The organism is Lactobacillus sp. ESL0230 (assembly GCF_003692805.1).
GTDB lineage: Bacteria > Bacillota > Bacilli > Lactobacillales > Lactobacillaceae > Lactobacillus > Lactobacillus bombicola.
Genome location: NZ_REHI01000006.1, coordinates 12,140 through 28,371, shown reverse-complemented (window position 1 = coordinate 28,371; position 16,232 = coordinate 12,140). Strand labels below are relative to the sequence as shown.

Here is a 16,232-nt window from a genome sequence, read left to right as displayed (position 1 = left end):
AAAGCAAAAATGACTTAAAATTCTTCATCTTCATCAACTATTTTTTCAGAAACATATTGGTATACACCAGCTGTCCCTGCTTCTATAATAGTCTCAAGTAATTCTGGCATTGTCATTTGTTTACGACTAACAAATAGTTCTAGCAACATTGGCATATTAACGCCCGCCACAATTTCTATATTTGAATATTGCTTTTTAAGGTTAACTAATGTATTAAATGGCGTACCGCCCTTTAAATCCGTCAAACAAATCAGCGGCTGAGACAATAACTCTATTTTGTTAGTTAATTGTTCGCTTAATTTATCTAATGATTCGCCCATTGTAAAATTGACTGCATAGCAATTTTCCTGCTTGCCACAAATCATTTCCGCACTTTTCACTAGTTCTAGTGCAGAGTTACCATGCATACAAACTATCACACCAATCATAAATATCACCAATTAATAGTCTAAAGCTCGATAATAGCGTCTTATATCCATCGGATGACGATTCAAGTGTTCAATATGAATATCAATTCGGTTATTGATTGCGTGGAAAACAAATGGTGATAATGTTCCACGATATTTTTCTGAAATACCTGGTAAGTCATAATCTTTGGCATCAATAATCGTATAATTACCACAAATTTTAGGTAAGAAGTTGGCTACCCGCTCACTTAAAGGTCGCTGGCTATCTTCTCCCACATATACGGTTACGGGAGTATCACAGTCAATTATTTCAAACATGCCATGGAAAAATTCTGCTGCTTCAACTGCGCGCGTTTTTAACCAATGTTGCTCCTCCCAATAACACATTGCATAAGAATAAGTTGCCCCCCATTGATTACCAGCGCCAACAAAGTAATGAATTGCATCATCATGGTGCTTTTGTGCAAAATCTTTAGCAAAATCGTCTGCTTTTACACTAACTTCAGCAATGTCTTGAGCGAAATACTGCTCCATTTCTTGATAAAAGTCTTCATAATCAGGAAATTCACCATTTAGATACATTAAGCGATCACCAACCATAAAGAACTTTAGTTGTTCGTTTTCTGGATAAGAAATGCAGTAAGTCAAACTAGAGACAAGCTTTGCTTTCGGATCATCCATAAAACCCAAGATAGTTGCACCTACTTCATTCAACTTTTTGACGGCCTCAACCATCTCTTTAGTATTACCCGTAACAGATGAAATGATTACTAATGTTTTAGCTGTAATTCGTTTATTACCAGTTACAATATATTCTGCTGCATTTTGATAGAAAGTTTCCAAGGCACTCTTTTCTTTCATATGAATGTTAGCTTGCATACCTGAAGCATAGGTGCCACCAATTCCTAACCAACAAATATTAGAAATACCTTTGTTAAATAATGGATCAATTATTTCATTAATCTTGCCTCTTAGCTTAAGGGCACCATCCATGCTTTGAATTAATTCTTGCTTATTAAATTTACGCATTTGTATTTTCCTCTTTTTTAAAATTATGATTAGATCTTTGACGCTGTAATTTCATCAAAATCAGGGTAAGCTGAATGTTGCAAATCAATTCCCTTTTTTTGCGACAAACGATAAGCCAGTAAGTGAATCGGAACAGTCATAAATAAAGAGCTTAACAGTTCATTTGTTTCTACTTTAAGACTTAAATCATGATTACCTAAATTTTGAGCCATACCGGCATAAATTGAGTAAACATGCTCAATATGCTTATTTAAAAATTGTTGCAATAGTTCTTGCCGCTTTTGTAATTTTCCATTAGGCTCCAAGCAAATAACAAAATCATCATGTTTTAGTCCTAAATAAGGGCCATGCATATATTCTTCCAGTTCTTTACCCCAAGAACTGATTCGAACAGCTTCGGTTATTTTCGTTTCGCCTTCTCGGCTAACTCCATAAGCAGCTCCGTAACCAATAAACATTATTCTTTGTGCATTACTAAATTCAGATAAATGCAAATCAACCCACTGACTAGACCTTTTAATAACAGAAGGCATTGCCTGCACAATTGATGTCAGTTCGGTTAAATATTTTTGATAACACGCGCTAGTAATTTGATTTTTTACGCTCGCAATTGTTAATGTGATTAGTAGTAAATCTAAAATTTCCACACTATAACCAACACTAACATATGGCATTTCTTCTACCGGCATCCCCATTAATAAAAGATTTTTACTAATCTTGGCAACCGGACTATCAAGTTCGCTAGTCAGCGTATATACTTTATGCCCTGCTTCTAGCAAACGTTCGATTAATTTGACTACTGAATAACTATGGCCACCTTGTGAAATTGCCAAACACAAAGTATTTTCTTTGACATTCAACAGATAATTTTCCGAAATTGATGGTTCTTCAATTCGTACCGGCATTTTTAAAATTTTACTCATAAAGGGCAAGGCACCATAAGCTGCATTTGAACTTGACCCTGTTGCATAAATTACTACGTTATCAAATTTCGTTACCTCGTCTTTGGTGAACTTGTCCCCAAACAAACTTTGGTAATTATCGAGAACGGACTGATAATATTGCGGTTCTAAATTAACATAATCTTCAATGCTTTTCACAAATATCTCCTTAAATATTATCCTAATAAACCTGACCAGGCACCAAATATACCAATTGCGGCAATCAACAACAGAATGTACTGTGATTTCCAACCTTTTCGATCAAGCCAAAAAATGAAAAATGTGAATAGTAAGGGTAAAATACCTGGTACTATCCCATCACATATTTTTTGAATCGATGTTGCTTGCGCCCCGCTACCAATTTTTAAGGGCATTTTTAAAGTCACCATTGTCGCCACCATTGCACCGACAACAGCTAACCCTAAAACAGATGCTCCATAGGTCAACTTATCCATTAACCCTGTTTTTTGAATTTTATCAATAAATGATGAACCAACATTATAACCAACAAATAAGCCATAATAGCGCACCAATAATGCTGGAATATTAAAAATTAGCAAAAATAGTAGTGGGCCTAAGATATTACCTTGCAGAGCAAGTGAAGTACCAATCCCGGTTGCAATCACCCGTAAAGTACCCCAAAAAAATGAATCACCAATACCACTTAGTGGACCCATCAGCGCTACCTTAATATTATTAATTGCTACATCGTCAAATTCAGGATCAAGTTTATTTTGCTCTTCCATTGCAATGGAAATTCCTAATGGAAAAGTACTTAGCCATGGAGTGACATTATAGAACTCCAGGTGGCGTTTATAAGCAGCCTGCAATTTTTCTTTATTATTCCCATAGATTTTCCGTAAGGCAGGAACCATGGCATAGGAGTAACCTAAGTTCATCTGCCGCTCATAGTTCCATGCCCATTCCATTGTAAATGAACGCCAAAAAGTCTTCATTAGGTCTTTTTTAGTAAGTAACTTAGAATTCTTCATCTTCATAGTCAATGCCTCCATTTTCTGTATTTAATTTAGCTGTTTTATTAGTACTCGGCGCCGTATTTACTACTGGTTTACCGTTAAATGCGGAATATCCCGTTAAAATCAAGGCAAGACAAGCTCCAAAAATGGCAACTCCGGTAACTGAAATCTTTAAATAAACTGCTAACGCAAATCCGATGATAAAAAAAGTTGCATTCTTTTTATTAATCATCATTTTCATTAAAAGGGCAAAACCATAAGCTGGTAGCAACCCAGTAGCAATTCCCAAGCCATTAATAATGAATTGCGGAATTACACTTAAAATTCCTTTAATTACTGGGCTACCTAAAATATAAGAAATCCCTACCACTAAACCAATTGGTAAGTTAACTGAAAAAAAGCCTCCTAAAACATTCATTCGACTTATACCACTGCCATCAGCTAATTCTGCATAATGATCAGCTCGATGAACAAAGTAAGGCAAAATAAAGATAAAGCACAAATTTTTAATTACTAAAACTAGTGATGCAATAGGAATACCAAGCGTTAAAGCAACAGCGGTACTTTTCCCAGCACCGATAGCAAAAGCTGTACCTAAAACACTACCTGAAATAATTTCCGGGGGAATAGCTCCACCAATTGAAAATGAACCTACAAAGGCTAGTTCCAAAGTTGCACCCATAATGATGCCTTGTTGCAGATTTCCTAATACTAGTCCTGTTAATGTGCATGTTACAAGTGGTCTTGATAGCATTGATGAACCTAAAAAATACTCACCATTTCCCAACATTGCAATTAAGGCTAAAATAATTGCTGTTACATAAACATTCATACCTTAAGCTCCTCAACTCTATTTATGAAATTCCCGCTTATCATCATTGGGAACTTGCTTTATCCAAACATCAACCCCACTAGCTTGAAGTTCATCAAGCTGATCTGCTTCTGTCGGAGTTAAGTTAATTGTTTTTGCATAATTTTTAGTTTCAGGTCGTGGTTTAGTTCCACCCAAATTCAAACTTTTGATTTTTTCTCCTGTCCCCTTAATTAATTTAGTCGCATCGGCCACCGATTCAACTACAATTAGCATTTTATACTTATCAGTTACCCCAGAATTAATGGCTTTGATACTATCATCAACCGATTTCATTACTAATTTAGAGTTCTCTGGTTTAGCCAATCGAATAGCTGATTTCCGAAAATCATCCTTAGCAACTTCATCATTAACCACAAAAATTGTATTTACATCTAAACTATTGAACCAAGAAACGGCCACTTGGCCGTGAACTAATCGATGGTCTACTCTTACAAGCTTAATCATTATTTTCCCTCCACTAATTAAAATCAATTGGGTACTTGGTAGTTAAAGCATCTTGTAGCCTGTACTCAATGGCTACAATTTTGCTATCTTTAGTTGAAAAAAGATTAGTTATTTTAAATACTGGCGCTTGTTTTTGGATGCACAACTGCTTGCCTATCTCATCCGTTGCTCTTATTAATTGAAAATCTTGAAATAAGTTCTTGAGTTTTAATTTACCAGAATTAACTGCTTCAATAATTGACATTATCTTTAAGCAAGTGGGATCAAAGTCAGGAAAATATTCTAGGGGTAAAATCAACTTTTCCCATGTTAATTGTCCTTTTATATTGATTACAAACGAAATAAAATATAGCAGTTCATTAGCACTAATATTAAAAACATCAGCATAATATGGACCAACCAACCTTAAATAACTATCTTTAAATTTTATCATGTCTGCTAGGTCAGGAACTGATTGTTTAATGATACCTGTCATTTCTAAGATATTTTGCTTTGAAATTGCTGGAGCAACGAATAAGCCACTGCCCTTTTTTCGTATAACCTTATTTTCTGCTACAAGTTGGTCAATTGCTCTGCGAATAGTTGTTCTACTGACCTGATAATATTCCTGTAATTCCGTCTCAGTGGGCAAATTACTGCCAGGCAAATAATTCTTTTGCGTGATTTTCAACTTTAAGTCCGCATAAACTTCTTTAAATAACACTTTTTTATTCCTACAAATAAGTATAAATATCAGCAGCCGTAAAATGATATTTAAATTTACTGCCAATCAGGTACTGCGTAGTTGCTTCTATCGGGGTAGCATCCTCTAAATAATTAAAACTATCGATGCGATAAAGCGGGGTATCTTTTTTCACCTTTAAAATTTCACTTATTTTTTCATTTGCCAAGCTACAAGCAATATTTTCCTTCCCATAAGCTAAGACAATTCCGTATTTATCTTTTAATAACGCATATAAAGATTTATTAGTAAAATCAATTTCAGCAAATTCTTTAAATTTTGCAGCATTAAAGTACGTAGTTTCATAGGTTAAAGGGATTTTATTTTTTAATCGTACTCGACTTATTTTAATTAATTTCTTTACCGTTGGACCAAAGAAATTAATTAAATTTTTTGGTACAGAAATCAATTCAGTAGTTAGATAGTTAATTTGAATCAGTCGATCATTTATCTCTACTGTCATTGATTCCATGCCAAGCATATTAATATTAATTTTAGTGTTTACAACAATTCCTGTCCTTTCCTTAGTTGAAACTTGATCTGCACTCTTCAACTTTACTAGTGCATGTAACACAGCATTGCGACTAACTCCTAGTTCTTCAGCAATTGCTCTTTGCGATGGCAAAAATTTAGTAGCGGACTTAAATTGAATTAAATCTTGTATATATTCCTGGGCTTGCGTAGCAGCTGTTCTTTCTTTATATTCCATTCTAGCTCTTGGTCCTCTTTTACTAATTAATGTATCTTTTGAAAAATAAACAAGGTTAAAACATGACTACTAAAAACATTTTTTTAAAATATAAATGATAAATAATTATTTTTTGGTACCAAAAATATAGTAATCGCTTTCATTAAATGAGTCAATAGCTCTTGGGGAAACAAGTACACTAGCAAGCAAAATCTAATACACTTATTTCAAAAAAATAAAGCTTATTAAGTTAAGCTGAACCACAAGCAAATTAGCTAACCTAACAGTTGAGAACTATTTTCCCAATTCTGACTATATCCAAATAAATTTTATTTGCTAAATCAGTATTTTTTACCTAATCAATTGGTAATTCTTGACAAAGTAAAGTAAAATGTTATTTGATAAAAAAAGGAGTGTCTTAATGTCTCAACTTGAAAAACCCGTTGTAATCGGTATAACCGGTGGTTCAGGCAGCGGTAAAACTACTATTGCTAATAAAATTGTGGAACAAATGCAAGAAAATGAGCATGTCTTAATTATGACGCAAGATTCATACTATAAAGATAACACCGGGGTGCCAATGGATGTACGCTTAAATATTAACTACGATCATCCAGATGCTTTTGATGTTCCCCTTTTGACTAAGCATTTGCAAAGTTTATTACAACATAAACCTATTGAGATGCCAGTTTATAATTTTAAAGAACACACTCGTAGCAGCGAAACAATTCATACTGAACCCGTTGATATTATTATACTTGAAGGAATTTTAGTTTTATCCAGTAAAAAAATTCGTGACTTAATGGATATTAAAGTTTACGTTGATACTGATGACGATATTCGTTTTATTCGCCGACTTGAACGAGACATTGAAGAACGTGGGCGCTCAATTAATTCAGTAATTGAACAGTATCTTGACACAGTTAAGCCGATGTATCATCAATTTATTGAACCCACTAAACGTTATGCTGACATCATTATTCCAGAAGGTGGCACTAATGATGTTGCTATTGATATGTTGACAACCAAAGTACATTCTGTTCTAAATAAAAAGGGCTGATTCTCCTTTATGTTCGAGATCAGTCCTTTTTGCTACTAAGTTATTTGATGATTATTCATTAATTATTCCAAATAAGTACCTTGCATTTTTTCCTTAAAATTAGTTGGCAACTTCAACCCATTTACCAAGTAATTATCAAAATCCCCATAATTCTGCTCAATTGTTTTAAAATAGCATTCTAAATACGAAGGCTGTACAGTTAGTGCTGCCTTTACACTTTCAAGTTGAACTACATCTAACTGTCCTTTTAAAAGATTTAAAATTTCGTTATTAGCTTTGCTTCTTGCTTCAATTGTCTTTAAATAATCAGTAAAAATATCATGATTACCAACACCCAAACACTTTAAAATTAACGCTGCTGCAACACCAGTGCGATCTTTTCCCGCAAAGCAATGGAAAGCTGTTGGTACGGGATTGTCAACTAGAGTCAGCAAAAATTGTTGATATCCCTCACGCGCAGAATTTGTTAAAGCTAGTTGCTTGTATGTAATTAGCATATTACCTGCAACATCCCCATTAGCAGAAATAATTTCATCAAGACTAGCTTGGTTAGTAGCAGCATCTGCTAGAACATCTATCGTAATATAAGTTAATCCATTCCAAATATAATTTGGATATTCTTTTCGTTCATCAGCACCACGAAAATCTATTAATTGCTTAATTTGATATTTATTTCGGACGGCCTCCTTTTGCTCTAAAGATAAATCAAATAACTGTCCACACCGAAAAAGCATATTTTCTTTTACTTTTTTCCCATTTGCACCGACATAACCGCCTAATGAGCGCCAGTTCGTAATATCTTTTACCATAATTCCCCTTATCTATATCTAATATATCCGAATTATTCTTTTTATCAAAAAATTTACTCGAGCTAGAGCCAAATTTCAACCAAAACAAAAATAGCCGCTAACTGTTTTATCTGCTATCAACCTTTGGACAGGATAAGTTGCAACTATTTTACTCTAATTAACTTATTTTTGGCTTTACAGCACGTTCAAACATATTAATAATTAATTTAACTAAAATACCATCAAAAACAACAGCTGAAATCAAGTTAGTAATAAACATTGTTATTTGTAGTACAAGACTAAATTTTGACCAACCATAAAGCACATATGACAAAATAAAGCAGCCCAAGCCAGCAAAAATTGCTCCTGTTATCACACTTGCCCAAGAAAATTTCTGATAGCGTTCTTTTTTAGGGAAAAAGCCAATTTCATTTAATGCCCCCTGTAGAATACCAGATATAATAGTCGTTGCTCCCCATTGTCCCCCAATCGCCATTTCAACAACTGCCGCTAATAATTCACCAATAGTACCAGACCCAGCAGTTGGCACAAAATATATTGCTAAAGGCGCAGCCATGAGCCACAAACCTGTAAAAACTGTATCAACTACCGGTGCAAAGCCTGTTGGAATCAAGGTCATTTTAATTAAATTATAGGCCCAATTGAAGCCATAAGTGTAAATCACACCCATAATTATTCCGATTAAAGCAACTAAAATAATTGATTTAGTATTCCACTTTGATGATCTTGTAAACATAAAAATACTCCTAAATAACTATTAAGTCATTAGGAGTACTTAGTAATTTACTCTGTTACACTTCCCTAACGCAGGAATTATCCCGTTCAGGTTCAGAGGGTATTTCTCAGCTATATGCACCCCTAGTGACTTCTTCTGTATTATAGCATAATCGTGTAGCCTTTGCTTACACGATTTTATTTTATTAAGTATTTAAAAATTACTAAAACTAGCAAGCTTTTCCTCAGTCATGTCACGAATAATTGCCACTGCTAAATCAACTGCAGCCTTAAAATCATGGTATGCACTGAAGCAATATGGTGAATGTTCATATCGTACAGGTATACCAATCACAATAGTAGGTGCACCATTTTCATAGTAAATAGCGGCTCCATCTTGTCCCCCACCAGTACGAACTGAGCGCGTATAAGGAATATGATTTTTATCAGCTACATCGCAGGCATACTGTTGAAATTTAGGATTAGGTAAGAATGAGGTATCCATGTCACGTAGCATCGGTCCTCTTTTAAGACCAGTTTGAGATAACCAGTCAGGGGTAAAAGTATCATCAGCTGGACATGATTCTAGTACAATCGCCAAATCGGGTTTAACTTCCCTAGCTGTTACATACGCACCTCGTAACCCAACCTCTTCTTGACTTGAAAGAGCAGCAACGATATTAAAGTTTGTTTGTTCATCTTTTAATTCTTCAAGAACATCCGCCATTGCGGCTGCACCAAAGCGATCATCAAAATCTTTACCAAAAAACAAACCTGTCTTATCATTATATTCGCATTTTACATCAACGAAAATTGGACAGCCAGTGTCAATTTTGTAATCATTAATAGTTTCTTCGCGTGAGCTTGAACCAACATCAATCGACATGTCAGCAACATCTGGAACATTGTTACGCTCTGCTTCAGTCATAAAATGAGGCGGTTTAGTTGCCACTACTCCTGGAATATACTCACCATCACGATTTCTAATTTTGACACGTAAAGCTGGAATATTGTATTTAACCCAGCCACCAAGTGGAACAAATTTGATTAAGCCATTAGGCCTTACAGCCTGTGTAATAAAGCCAACAGCATCTGAATGTGCATCAAGCTGGATTATTGGACGGTGAGCTTTATTTTGCTTTTTAGCTGCATAAACATTCAACATACCATCAATTTTAATATCAGCGTAACTCTTCACAGTTTCTGTAAACAATTTAACAAATTCTTCTTCAAAGCCAGAGGTTGCGTTTGCATCTGCAAAGGCTTTAAGCATTTTAATTTCTTCTTCTTTTTTCATTTTTTAGCCTTTCATTTTTTACTATTATTCTTAATTGTAGCAAAATTTATATTAAGAAAACTACAATTTAAATTAAACTTCATTTTTAAATAAAAACCTTGTATAGACAAAAAAATTAAAACTATCTACTATTTCATCTAGAAAATGATATAATCGACTTTATTAGAAATTTAAATTGTTTAAAGTGAAAGGTAAATAAATGCCGAAAAACGACAATATTAACAGTATTATTGATCATAAGTTGTTTACCGAAGATGATATTCACGAAATGTGCGTCAAATTAGGCAAACAGTTAACCCAAGACTATGCAGGCAAGCAACCACTGATTGTTGGTGCACTTAAAGGTGCAATTTTCTTTTTAACTGACCTTGTTCGAGAAATGGACGTTAAAGAAGAAATTGATTTTCTTGATGTATCCAGCTATGGTAATGAATTAGAATCATCTGGCAAAGTGGACCTTATTTCAGACCTGCAAACCGATGTTAAAAATCGTGACGTTCTGATTGTTGAAGATATTGTTGACACAGGATTGACTTTAAAATATGTGAAAGATTTGCTGAAAAAACGTGGTGCCAAAAGTGTCAAATGCTGTGTTTTACTGAATAAAGAAACTAATCGTAGAACTGACGTTGAGATTGAATATTACGGCTCAAAAGTTGGCAATGAATTTGTAGTTGGTTATGGTTTAGATTTTATGAATTTTTACCGTAATTTACGTTTTATCGGGGTACTTAAACCTGAAGTTATTGCTAGTCTTAAAAATAATTAAATTTAATAAAAGAGGAACTATCTAAAACCAATAGTTCCTTTTTTTAATATTAGCTATTCGTTGGTTTCATTTATTGGTGGTTTCACAACAAACCAACGCATAAATCCTTGCTCTATACTTTCCAGTTCAAATTCAAAATTCTCTAATTTTACAGTTTGATGTTCTTTCAAATCTGGATAATGTTCCATCATATAACCACCGATTGTGATAATATCACTATCTTGAAAGCTTTTTAAATCTGTCCGAAAGTAGCGGGCAAAATCATACAGAGTAGTTTTACCGGAAACTCGGATGTTTCCTTTCTTATCTTGAATAATATAATCATCAGAAACATCGTCAATTTCATCTTTAACAGTTCCAAAAAGCTCCTCATAAATATCTTTATCAGTTACAATTCCGCTTGTTCCACCATATTCATCAACCACTAAAACAATTGGGGTATGTTTTTTTATCATTAAATGTAGAATATCTTGAATGGGCATTGATTCTGGAACTGTAATCATTGTGCGAATAATTCTTGTCACTGGTACTCGTTCGTCAATTTGGCTTTGTTGAATCACATCATAAGCATATATATAGCCAACAATATTATCTTTATTATTATCGCGAACAACCGGCAGTCGACTAAAACCATCATCTAGATACATTTTTAAAGCCTTCTTAATTGTATCAGCTGAATTAATAACTATTAGCCTAGTCCGATCTGTCATAATATCTTTGGCAACTTTATCATTAAATTCAAAAGCACGTTTCATATAAGTTAAATCATTTTTATCAAGTGAACCACCATGAACAGCTTTTCTTGATAATTTGATAATTTCTGATTGAGAATAAACCTGATTCTCTTCATCAGCTGGCTCAAATCCCAGCCACTTTAATAGCGAATTAGAACTAACATTCAATAACCAAACAAATGGATAAACCAGAGTATGAAAAAGCTGCAAGGGCGTAACAATTTTAAGTAATATCTTTACTGGCATATCGATTGCAATATTTTTAGGTACAATTTCTGTAACTACAACTTCTAAATAAGTTAATAAAATTACACCCAAAATCGCACTAATTGATCTAAGTAAAGAATAATTCACCGGTGCTAGCTTTAAGAGATGTTCAATTATCGCGGCAAACGTATCGGCTGAAAACCAACCTAAAACTACTCCTACTAATGTTGTCCCGACTTGAGTTGTTGACAAATATTCATTTAAGTTATGAACCATTCGCAGAGCATGTTTAACCTTGCGCGGATTACCTTCATTATTAGCTAACATATCTTCAAGTTGGCTCGATCTTGTCTGCACTAGTGCAAACTCTGCTGCCACAAAAAAAGCAGCAAAAGCAAAAATTACTAGGGTAGCAAACAAATTTATAATTATTTGGGTATCATTCAAAATTTATATCACCTTTTATTAATTATCCTCTAGCATATATCTTAACATTAATCGCTCCCTTTTAATGGAAAAATCTATCCCTTTACTTAACTAATTTATAAACTTCTTCAGTAGGTAATCTATTAGGAATATACTTGGAGTTATTGACTTCTGCTGCATTGTCACGATAGCCTAGACCAATCGCCATTCCAACTAGTTCCTCATCAGGAATTTTGGTATATTTCCTTACTACTTCAGGATAAGAAACCATTGAATGGGCTGGCATAATTGCTAAGCCGGCATCAATCGCTAAAAGCATAATACTTTGTGCAAAAATCCCTAAGTCAAACACCGACCATATGGGCGAAGCTTTCGGAATTGTTAAAAAAACTATATCTTGGGCATTAAACATAGTATTATTTGCTTCTGTAAATAATTCCATTTTATTATTAAAAAAATAGGGTTGTGAAGCCCCAACTGTTGCCATATTTTGACTAGGATATAAATCCCAATTAAGTGATAGCATTTTGGTAAAATCTTCATTTGGTTCAACGTTGGCATCCAATTGCTCTTTGACATCTTTTTTAAATTTTTTTAATGCTTCACCTGTTAAAACATATGCCTTCCATGGCTGTGAATTGAGCAGTGAAGGTGATTGCTTAGCACGTTCAATTATTTTAGCAAGTAAGTTTTCATTGACTTTACGATTTGTAAACTTACGTGTCACACGTTCACCATTATAAACATCATTAAATTCCATTTTGTTTCAAATCCTCACATTATTAGCAAAATTAGCAAATATTTTAAAATATAAAATTAAATTAAATAACTTTTGCAAAATTATAGTCTACTTTTCAAAAAGTAACCGAGTATATTATTGTAAGCAAGTGTAACTATACATACACATACACTTTAATAATACGAAATATCACAGTTGTAAGCAAATAAATGAAATCTGAATAAATAAGCATAATTTTTACGTCAGAAGACAATTATACTTGTGGCGCATAATTTTTATTAAAATTATTGGTTTATAAAATAACATATTACAAACCCAAATTTACTCTGTACCTTCTTAAAATAATAATTAACTAATTTAAATGAATCGGCCAAAATTTAGACCTCAGCATTATATTATCTATATCTACAATATAAAGTCCAGTTATATTTATATTTTTTAAGTATAAAAATAATCTTTCTTCTTTAGCTGTAACTCTGAGAAAAGATTTAACCAATAAATTGTTTAAATCTAAAAATCAAATTGCTTGTTTAACTAGATAAAATAAATTCAATTTTTAATAAAAAATAGTTTGACTACTAAATTAGCCAAACTATTTTTAAATTTTATACTGGCGACGAATTTCACGTTCTTGATCGCGTTTTTTAATTGTTTCTCGTTTATCATATTTTTTCTTACCTTGACCCACACCAAGTAATACTTTTGCAAAGCCATGTTTGATATATACTTTAAGCGGAATAATAGCGATTCCTCGTTCAGCCTGTGCCTTTGCTAAACGCAATAATTCTTTTTTATGTAACAATAGGCGTCTACTTCGAAGTGGTTCATGGTTATAGCGATTACCTTGCTTGTATTCACTAATATGCACATTTTCCAAAAAAGCTGATCCATTAATTATCTGAACATAACCATCACGCAAATTTATCCGCCGTGCTCGCACAGATTTAATCTCTGTTCCAGTTAAAGCAATTCCCGCTTCAAAAGTCTCTTTAACAAAATAATCATGGTGCGCTTTCTTGTTCTGAGCAACTAAATTCTCATTCTTTTCATTCTTCAATTTTTTAACCTACCGCTTATATTTACTTAAATGCGGATGATTGCCGCTTTGATGAAAACCAGTCCGCTTACCACGATGATTAGAGCGGTTACGGTCCTGCGTCTTCTTAAAACCATGCCCACGATCATTATGTGCCTTCTTAGGTGCATCAGGATCATAGATTTCAAAGTCAAGTTGGTGCTGTTCAATATTAGCATTTATTAAAGTAACCTTAATTGGCATTCCAACATGATATTGCTTGTGCGTTCCTCGTCCAGTTAAAGTCATGCTTTTTTCATTAAAACTATAAAAATCATCCGTTAAATTCGAAATATGAATTAAACCTTCAACTGTATTGGGTAACTGAATAAACATACCAAAACTAGTTACGGATGAAACAACTGCATCAAAGTGTTGTCCAACTTGATCCGACATATATTCCGTCATCTTTAAATCATTAACTTCACGTTCAGTATCAATTGACACACGTTCTTGAGTTGAAGTTTGATCGGCAACATCAGGTAAACAACTAGCAAAATGAGCTTGAATAGCTTTATCGGTTCCCTGATCCATGTATTCATGAATCATACGGTGAACCATTAAATCAGAATAACGCCTAATTGGTGAAGTAAAATGCGTATAAAATTTGGCTGCAAGACCAAAGTGACCCAGCGGCTCTTCTGAATAATGTGCCTGTTTTAGACTACGAAGCATCATCATCTGAACCACAGCTTCTTCTGGCGTTTCTAATGTTTTTGAAACTACTTTTTGTAAGTCAATTGGGCGAACATGGTTAGGATCAGCCGTAATTTGCAACCCAAAAGCACTACAAAATTCAAAGAATCCCTTAATCCGCTCACCATCTGGAGTTTCATGGACCCGATATAAAAACGGAACATGCTTTTTATAAAAATCCTCAGCTACTGTTTCATTAGCTATCAGCATAAAGGATTCTATCATTTTTTCGGCAATTCCACGATTATGAAGGACAATATCAACGGGTTTCCCTAGCTCATCGACGACAATTTTAGCTTCCGGTTCTTCAAAATCAATTGCACCACGCTGATGGCGCTTTTGATAAAGTGCATTGTGCAATTCTGCCATATCATGTAGCATTGGTGCCAGCTTATGGTATTTTTCTTCCAATGGTTCACGATTATTTAAATCTAAGACCTTATTTACATTGTTATAAGTCATTCTAGCCTGTGAGCGCATAACAGAAGGATGTATACAGTAATTTACCCGTTCACCTTCAGGAGTAATTTCCATATCGCATGATAAAACTAATCTGTCTTCGCCCTCATTTAAGGAACAAATTCCATTAGATAATCTAAATGGTAACATTGGAATTACTCGATCAACTAAATAAGTACTGTTACCCCTAGTGTATGCCTCTTGGTCTAAAGGAGAATTTTCTTTAATATAATAGGCAACATCAGCAATGTGAACACCTAAATGATAATTACCATTAGGTAATTTCCACAAAACAACTGCATCATCAAAGTCTTTAGAATCATCACCATCAATTGTAACTGTTGGTTGTTCACGAATATCTTCTCGATTAGCCATATCTTCAGCAGTCACATGATCCGGAATTGCGTTAGCTTGATCCAATGCTTTTTGATCCCATTCACAACGAACGTTATGAGCAGAAACAATTGCCATAATATCAACACCAGGAGTATTTTTATTACCAATGACGTTGGTAATAATTCCTAGCATTGTATCAGGATTAGCTTCATTAGGATACTTTTCAATTGCCACCTTAACAATGTCACCCTTTTGTGGGTGTAGTCCGACTTCACCCACATAAATACGGTAATTTGCTAATTTTTTATTAGTACTTACTACATAGCCAATATAATGACTAACTTTAACTTGTTGATCGGTTAAAGGATTAAATTCCCCGACTACATTCTCAATGCCATGTTCAACAACTTCTTCAACTTGACCCTCTGGCCCCTTACCATTCCAAGGGTTACCACCAGCAGTGATCTTTACACGCACTTGATCACCATCAAGTGCACAATTTGTATAATCTTTAGCAATAAAAACATCATCGGCTTCTTCATCTTCGAGTCTCACAAAGCCAAATCCTTTACTATTAGCCTTAAAAACTCCTTCAACAACAATATTTTCTTGAGTAAGCTGATAATGTCCGTTGCCGTCAGTGATAATTTGTTTTTGTTGCTCAAGGAAAGACAAAGCTTTAACGATATCAGAAAAGTTACCTAGGTGGTCGCGTCGCAACATTCGATCAATTTGTTCTACTTGATATTGTTTTTTGGGATTATGACGAAATATCTCTAAAACATTAGCTAAGATTTTATCGTTTTGTGCCATGCACTAATCTCCATTCT

The 16,232-nt window shown here is 34.0% G+C and carries 17 protein-coding genes and 1 riboswitch; of the genes, 2 read left to right on the top strand and 15 right to left on the bottom strand.

Going from position 1 to position 16,232, the window contains the following annotated elements; genetic code table 11:
- Positions 1-14 precede the first annotated feature (14 nt).
- Genes F5ESL0230_RS01920 through F5ESL0230_RS01885 form a run of 8 tightly spaced genes read right to left on the bottom strand, consistent with a single transcriptional unit; the run spans position 15 to position 6,102 of the window.
- Positions 15-428, bottom strand: coding sequence for a PTS sugar transporter subunit IIA (locus F5ESL0230_RS01920; protein WP_122021357.1), 414 nt, complete (start codon positions 426-428; stop codon positions 15-17).
- Positions 429-440: 12 nt separating this feature from the next.
- Positions 441-1,436, bottom strand: a complete 996-nt coding sequence (locus tag F5ESL0230_RS01915) for an SIS domain-containing protein (RefSeq protein ID WP_122021356.1) — start codon at positions 1,434-1,436, stop codon at positions 441-443.
- A gap of 29 nt (positions 1,437-1,465) precedes the next feature.
- Positions 1,466-2,536: an SIS domain-containing protein gene (locus F5ESL0230_RS01910; protein ID WP_122021355.1), complete on the bottom strand. Its 1,071-nt coding sequence runs from the start codon at positions 2,534-2,536 to the stop codon at positions 1,466-1,468.
- Between the two features lie 17 nt (positions 2,537-2,553).
- Entirely contained in the window at positions 2,554-3,375 is an 822-nt protein-coding gene (locus F5ESL0230_RS01905; RefSeq protein WP_122021353.1) for a PTS system mannose/fructose/sorbose family transporter subunit IID, read from the bottom strand.
- Positions 3,356-4,186, bottom strand: a complete 831-nt coding sequence (locus F5ESL0230_RS01900) for a PTS sugar transporter subunit IIC (protein ID WP_118896922.1) — start codon at positions 4,184-4,186, stop codon at positions 3,356-3,358. The genes F5ESL0230_RS01905 and F5ESL0230_RS01900 overlap by 20 nt, the downstream gene beginning before the upstream one ends.
- An 18-nt stretch (positions 4,187-4,204) precedes the next feature.
- On the bottom strand, positions 4,205-4,672 hold the full coding sequence (locus tag F5ESL0230_RS01895; RefSeq protein ID WP_122021352.1) for a PTS sugar transporter subunit IIB: 468 nt from the start codon (positions 4,670-4,672) through the stop codon (positions 4,205-4,207).
- Positions 4,673-4,685: 13 nt separating this feature from the next.
- Positions 4,686-5,375, bottom strand: coding sequence for a GntR family transcriptional regulator (locus F5ESL0230_RS01890; protein WP_122021351.1), 690 nt, complete (start codon positions 5,373-5,375; stop codon positions 4,686-4,688).
- A 10-nt stretch (positions 5,376-5,385) separates the two neighbouring features.
- Positions 5,386-6,102 carry a GntR family transcriptional regulator gene (locus tag F5ESL0230_RS01885; RefSeq protein ID WP_122021350.1) on the bottom strand — a complete coding sequence of 239 codons (717 nt, stop codon included), beginning with the start codon at positions 6,100-6,102 and terminating at the stop codon, positions 5,386-5,388.
- A 370-nt stretch (positions 6,103-6,472) separates the two neighbouring features.
- On the opposite strand from F5ESL0230_RS01885, the gene udk reads away from it, so the two are divergent.
- Positions 6,473-7,141, top strand: a complete 669-nt coding sequence (gene udk, locus F5ESL0230_RS01880) for a uridine kinase (RefSeq protein ID WP_369931537.1) — start codon at positions 6,473-6,475, stop codon at positions 7,139-7,141.
- A 62-nt stretch (positions 7,142-7,203) separates the two neighbouring features.
- Here udk and F5ESL0230_RS01875 read toward each other — a convergent pair whose 3' ends face one another.
- The 3 genes from F5ESL0230_RS01875 to F5ESL0230_RS01865 form a co-directional block, all read right to left on the bottom strand.
- Positions 7,204-7,950 carry a tyrosine-protein phosphatase gene (locus tag F5ESL0230_RS01875; protein ID WP_233551632.1) on the bottom strand — a complete coding sequence of 249 codons (747 nt, stop codon included), beginning with the start codon at positions 7,948-7,950 and terminating at the stop codon, positions 7,204-7,206.
- Positions 7,951-8,107: 157 nt separating this feature from the next.
- Complete coding sequence (locus F5ESL0230_RS01870; protein ID WP_122021348.1) at positions 8,108-8,686, bottom strand: ECF transporter S component; 579 nt, start codon at positions 8,684-8,686, stop codon at positions 8,108-8,110.
- A 45-nt stretch (positions 8,687-8,731) separates the two neighbouring features.
- A riboswitch (TPP riboswitch) is annotated at positions 8,732-8,820 on the bottom strand.
- A 58-nt stretch (positions 8,821-8,878) separates the two neighbouring features.
- Positions 8,879-9,961: a M42 family metallopeptidase gene (locus F5ESL0230_RS01865; RefSeq protein WP_122021347.1), complete on the bottom strand. Its 1,083-nt coding sequence runs from the start codon at positions 9,959-9,961 to the stop codon at positions 8,879-8,881.
- Between the two features lie 199 nt (positions 9,962-10,160).
- Here F5ESL0230_RS01865 and hpt point away from each other — a divergent pair, with 199 nt between their 5' ends.
- Positions 10,161-10,730 carry a hypoxanthine phosphoribosyltransferase gene (gene hpt / locus F5ESL0230_RS01860; RefSeq protein WP_122021346.1) on the top strand — a complete coding sequence of 190 codons (570 nt, stop codon included), beginning with the start codon at positions 10,161-10,163 and terminating at the stop codon, positions 10,728-10,730.
- A 53-nt stretch (positions 10,731-10,783) separates the two neighbouring features.
- Here the strand turns inward: hpt and F5ESL0230_RS01855 are convergent, their stop codons facing one another.
- From F5ESL0230_RS01855 to rnr, 4 genes are all read right to left on the bottom strand, one after another.
- Positions 10,784-12,118: a hemolysin family protein gene (locus F5ESL0230_RS01855; protein ID WP_122021345.1), complete on the bottom strand. Its 1,335-nt coding sequence runs from the start codon at positions 12,116-12,118 to the stop codon at positions 10,784-10,786.
- An 82-nt stretch (positions 12,119-12,200) separates the two neighbouring features.
- Complete coding sequence (locus F5ESL0230_RS01850; RefSeq protein WP_122021344.1) at positions 12,201-12,857, bottom strand: nitroreductase; 657 nt, start codon at positions 12,855-12,857, stop codon at positions 12,201-12,203.
- Positions 12,858-13,434: 577 nt separating this feature from the next.
- On the bottom strand, positions 13,435-13,893 hold the full coding sequence (smpB, locus tag F5ESL0230_RS01845) for an SsrA-binding protein SmpB (protein ID WP_122021343.1): 459 nt from the start codon (positions 13,891-13,893) through the stop codon (positions 13,435-13,437).
- A 9-nt stretch (positions 13,894-13,902) separates the two neighbouring features.
- A complete protein-coding gene (gene rnr, locus F5ESL0230_RS01840) occupies positions 13,903-16,215 on the bottom strand; it encodes a ribonuclease R (RefSeq protein ID WP_122021342.1) in 2,313 nt (770 codons plus the stop codon).
- Positions 16,216-16,232 lie beyond the last annotated feature (17 nt).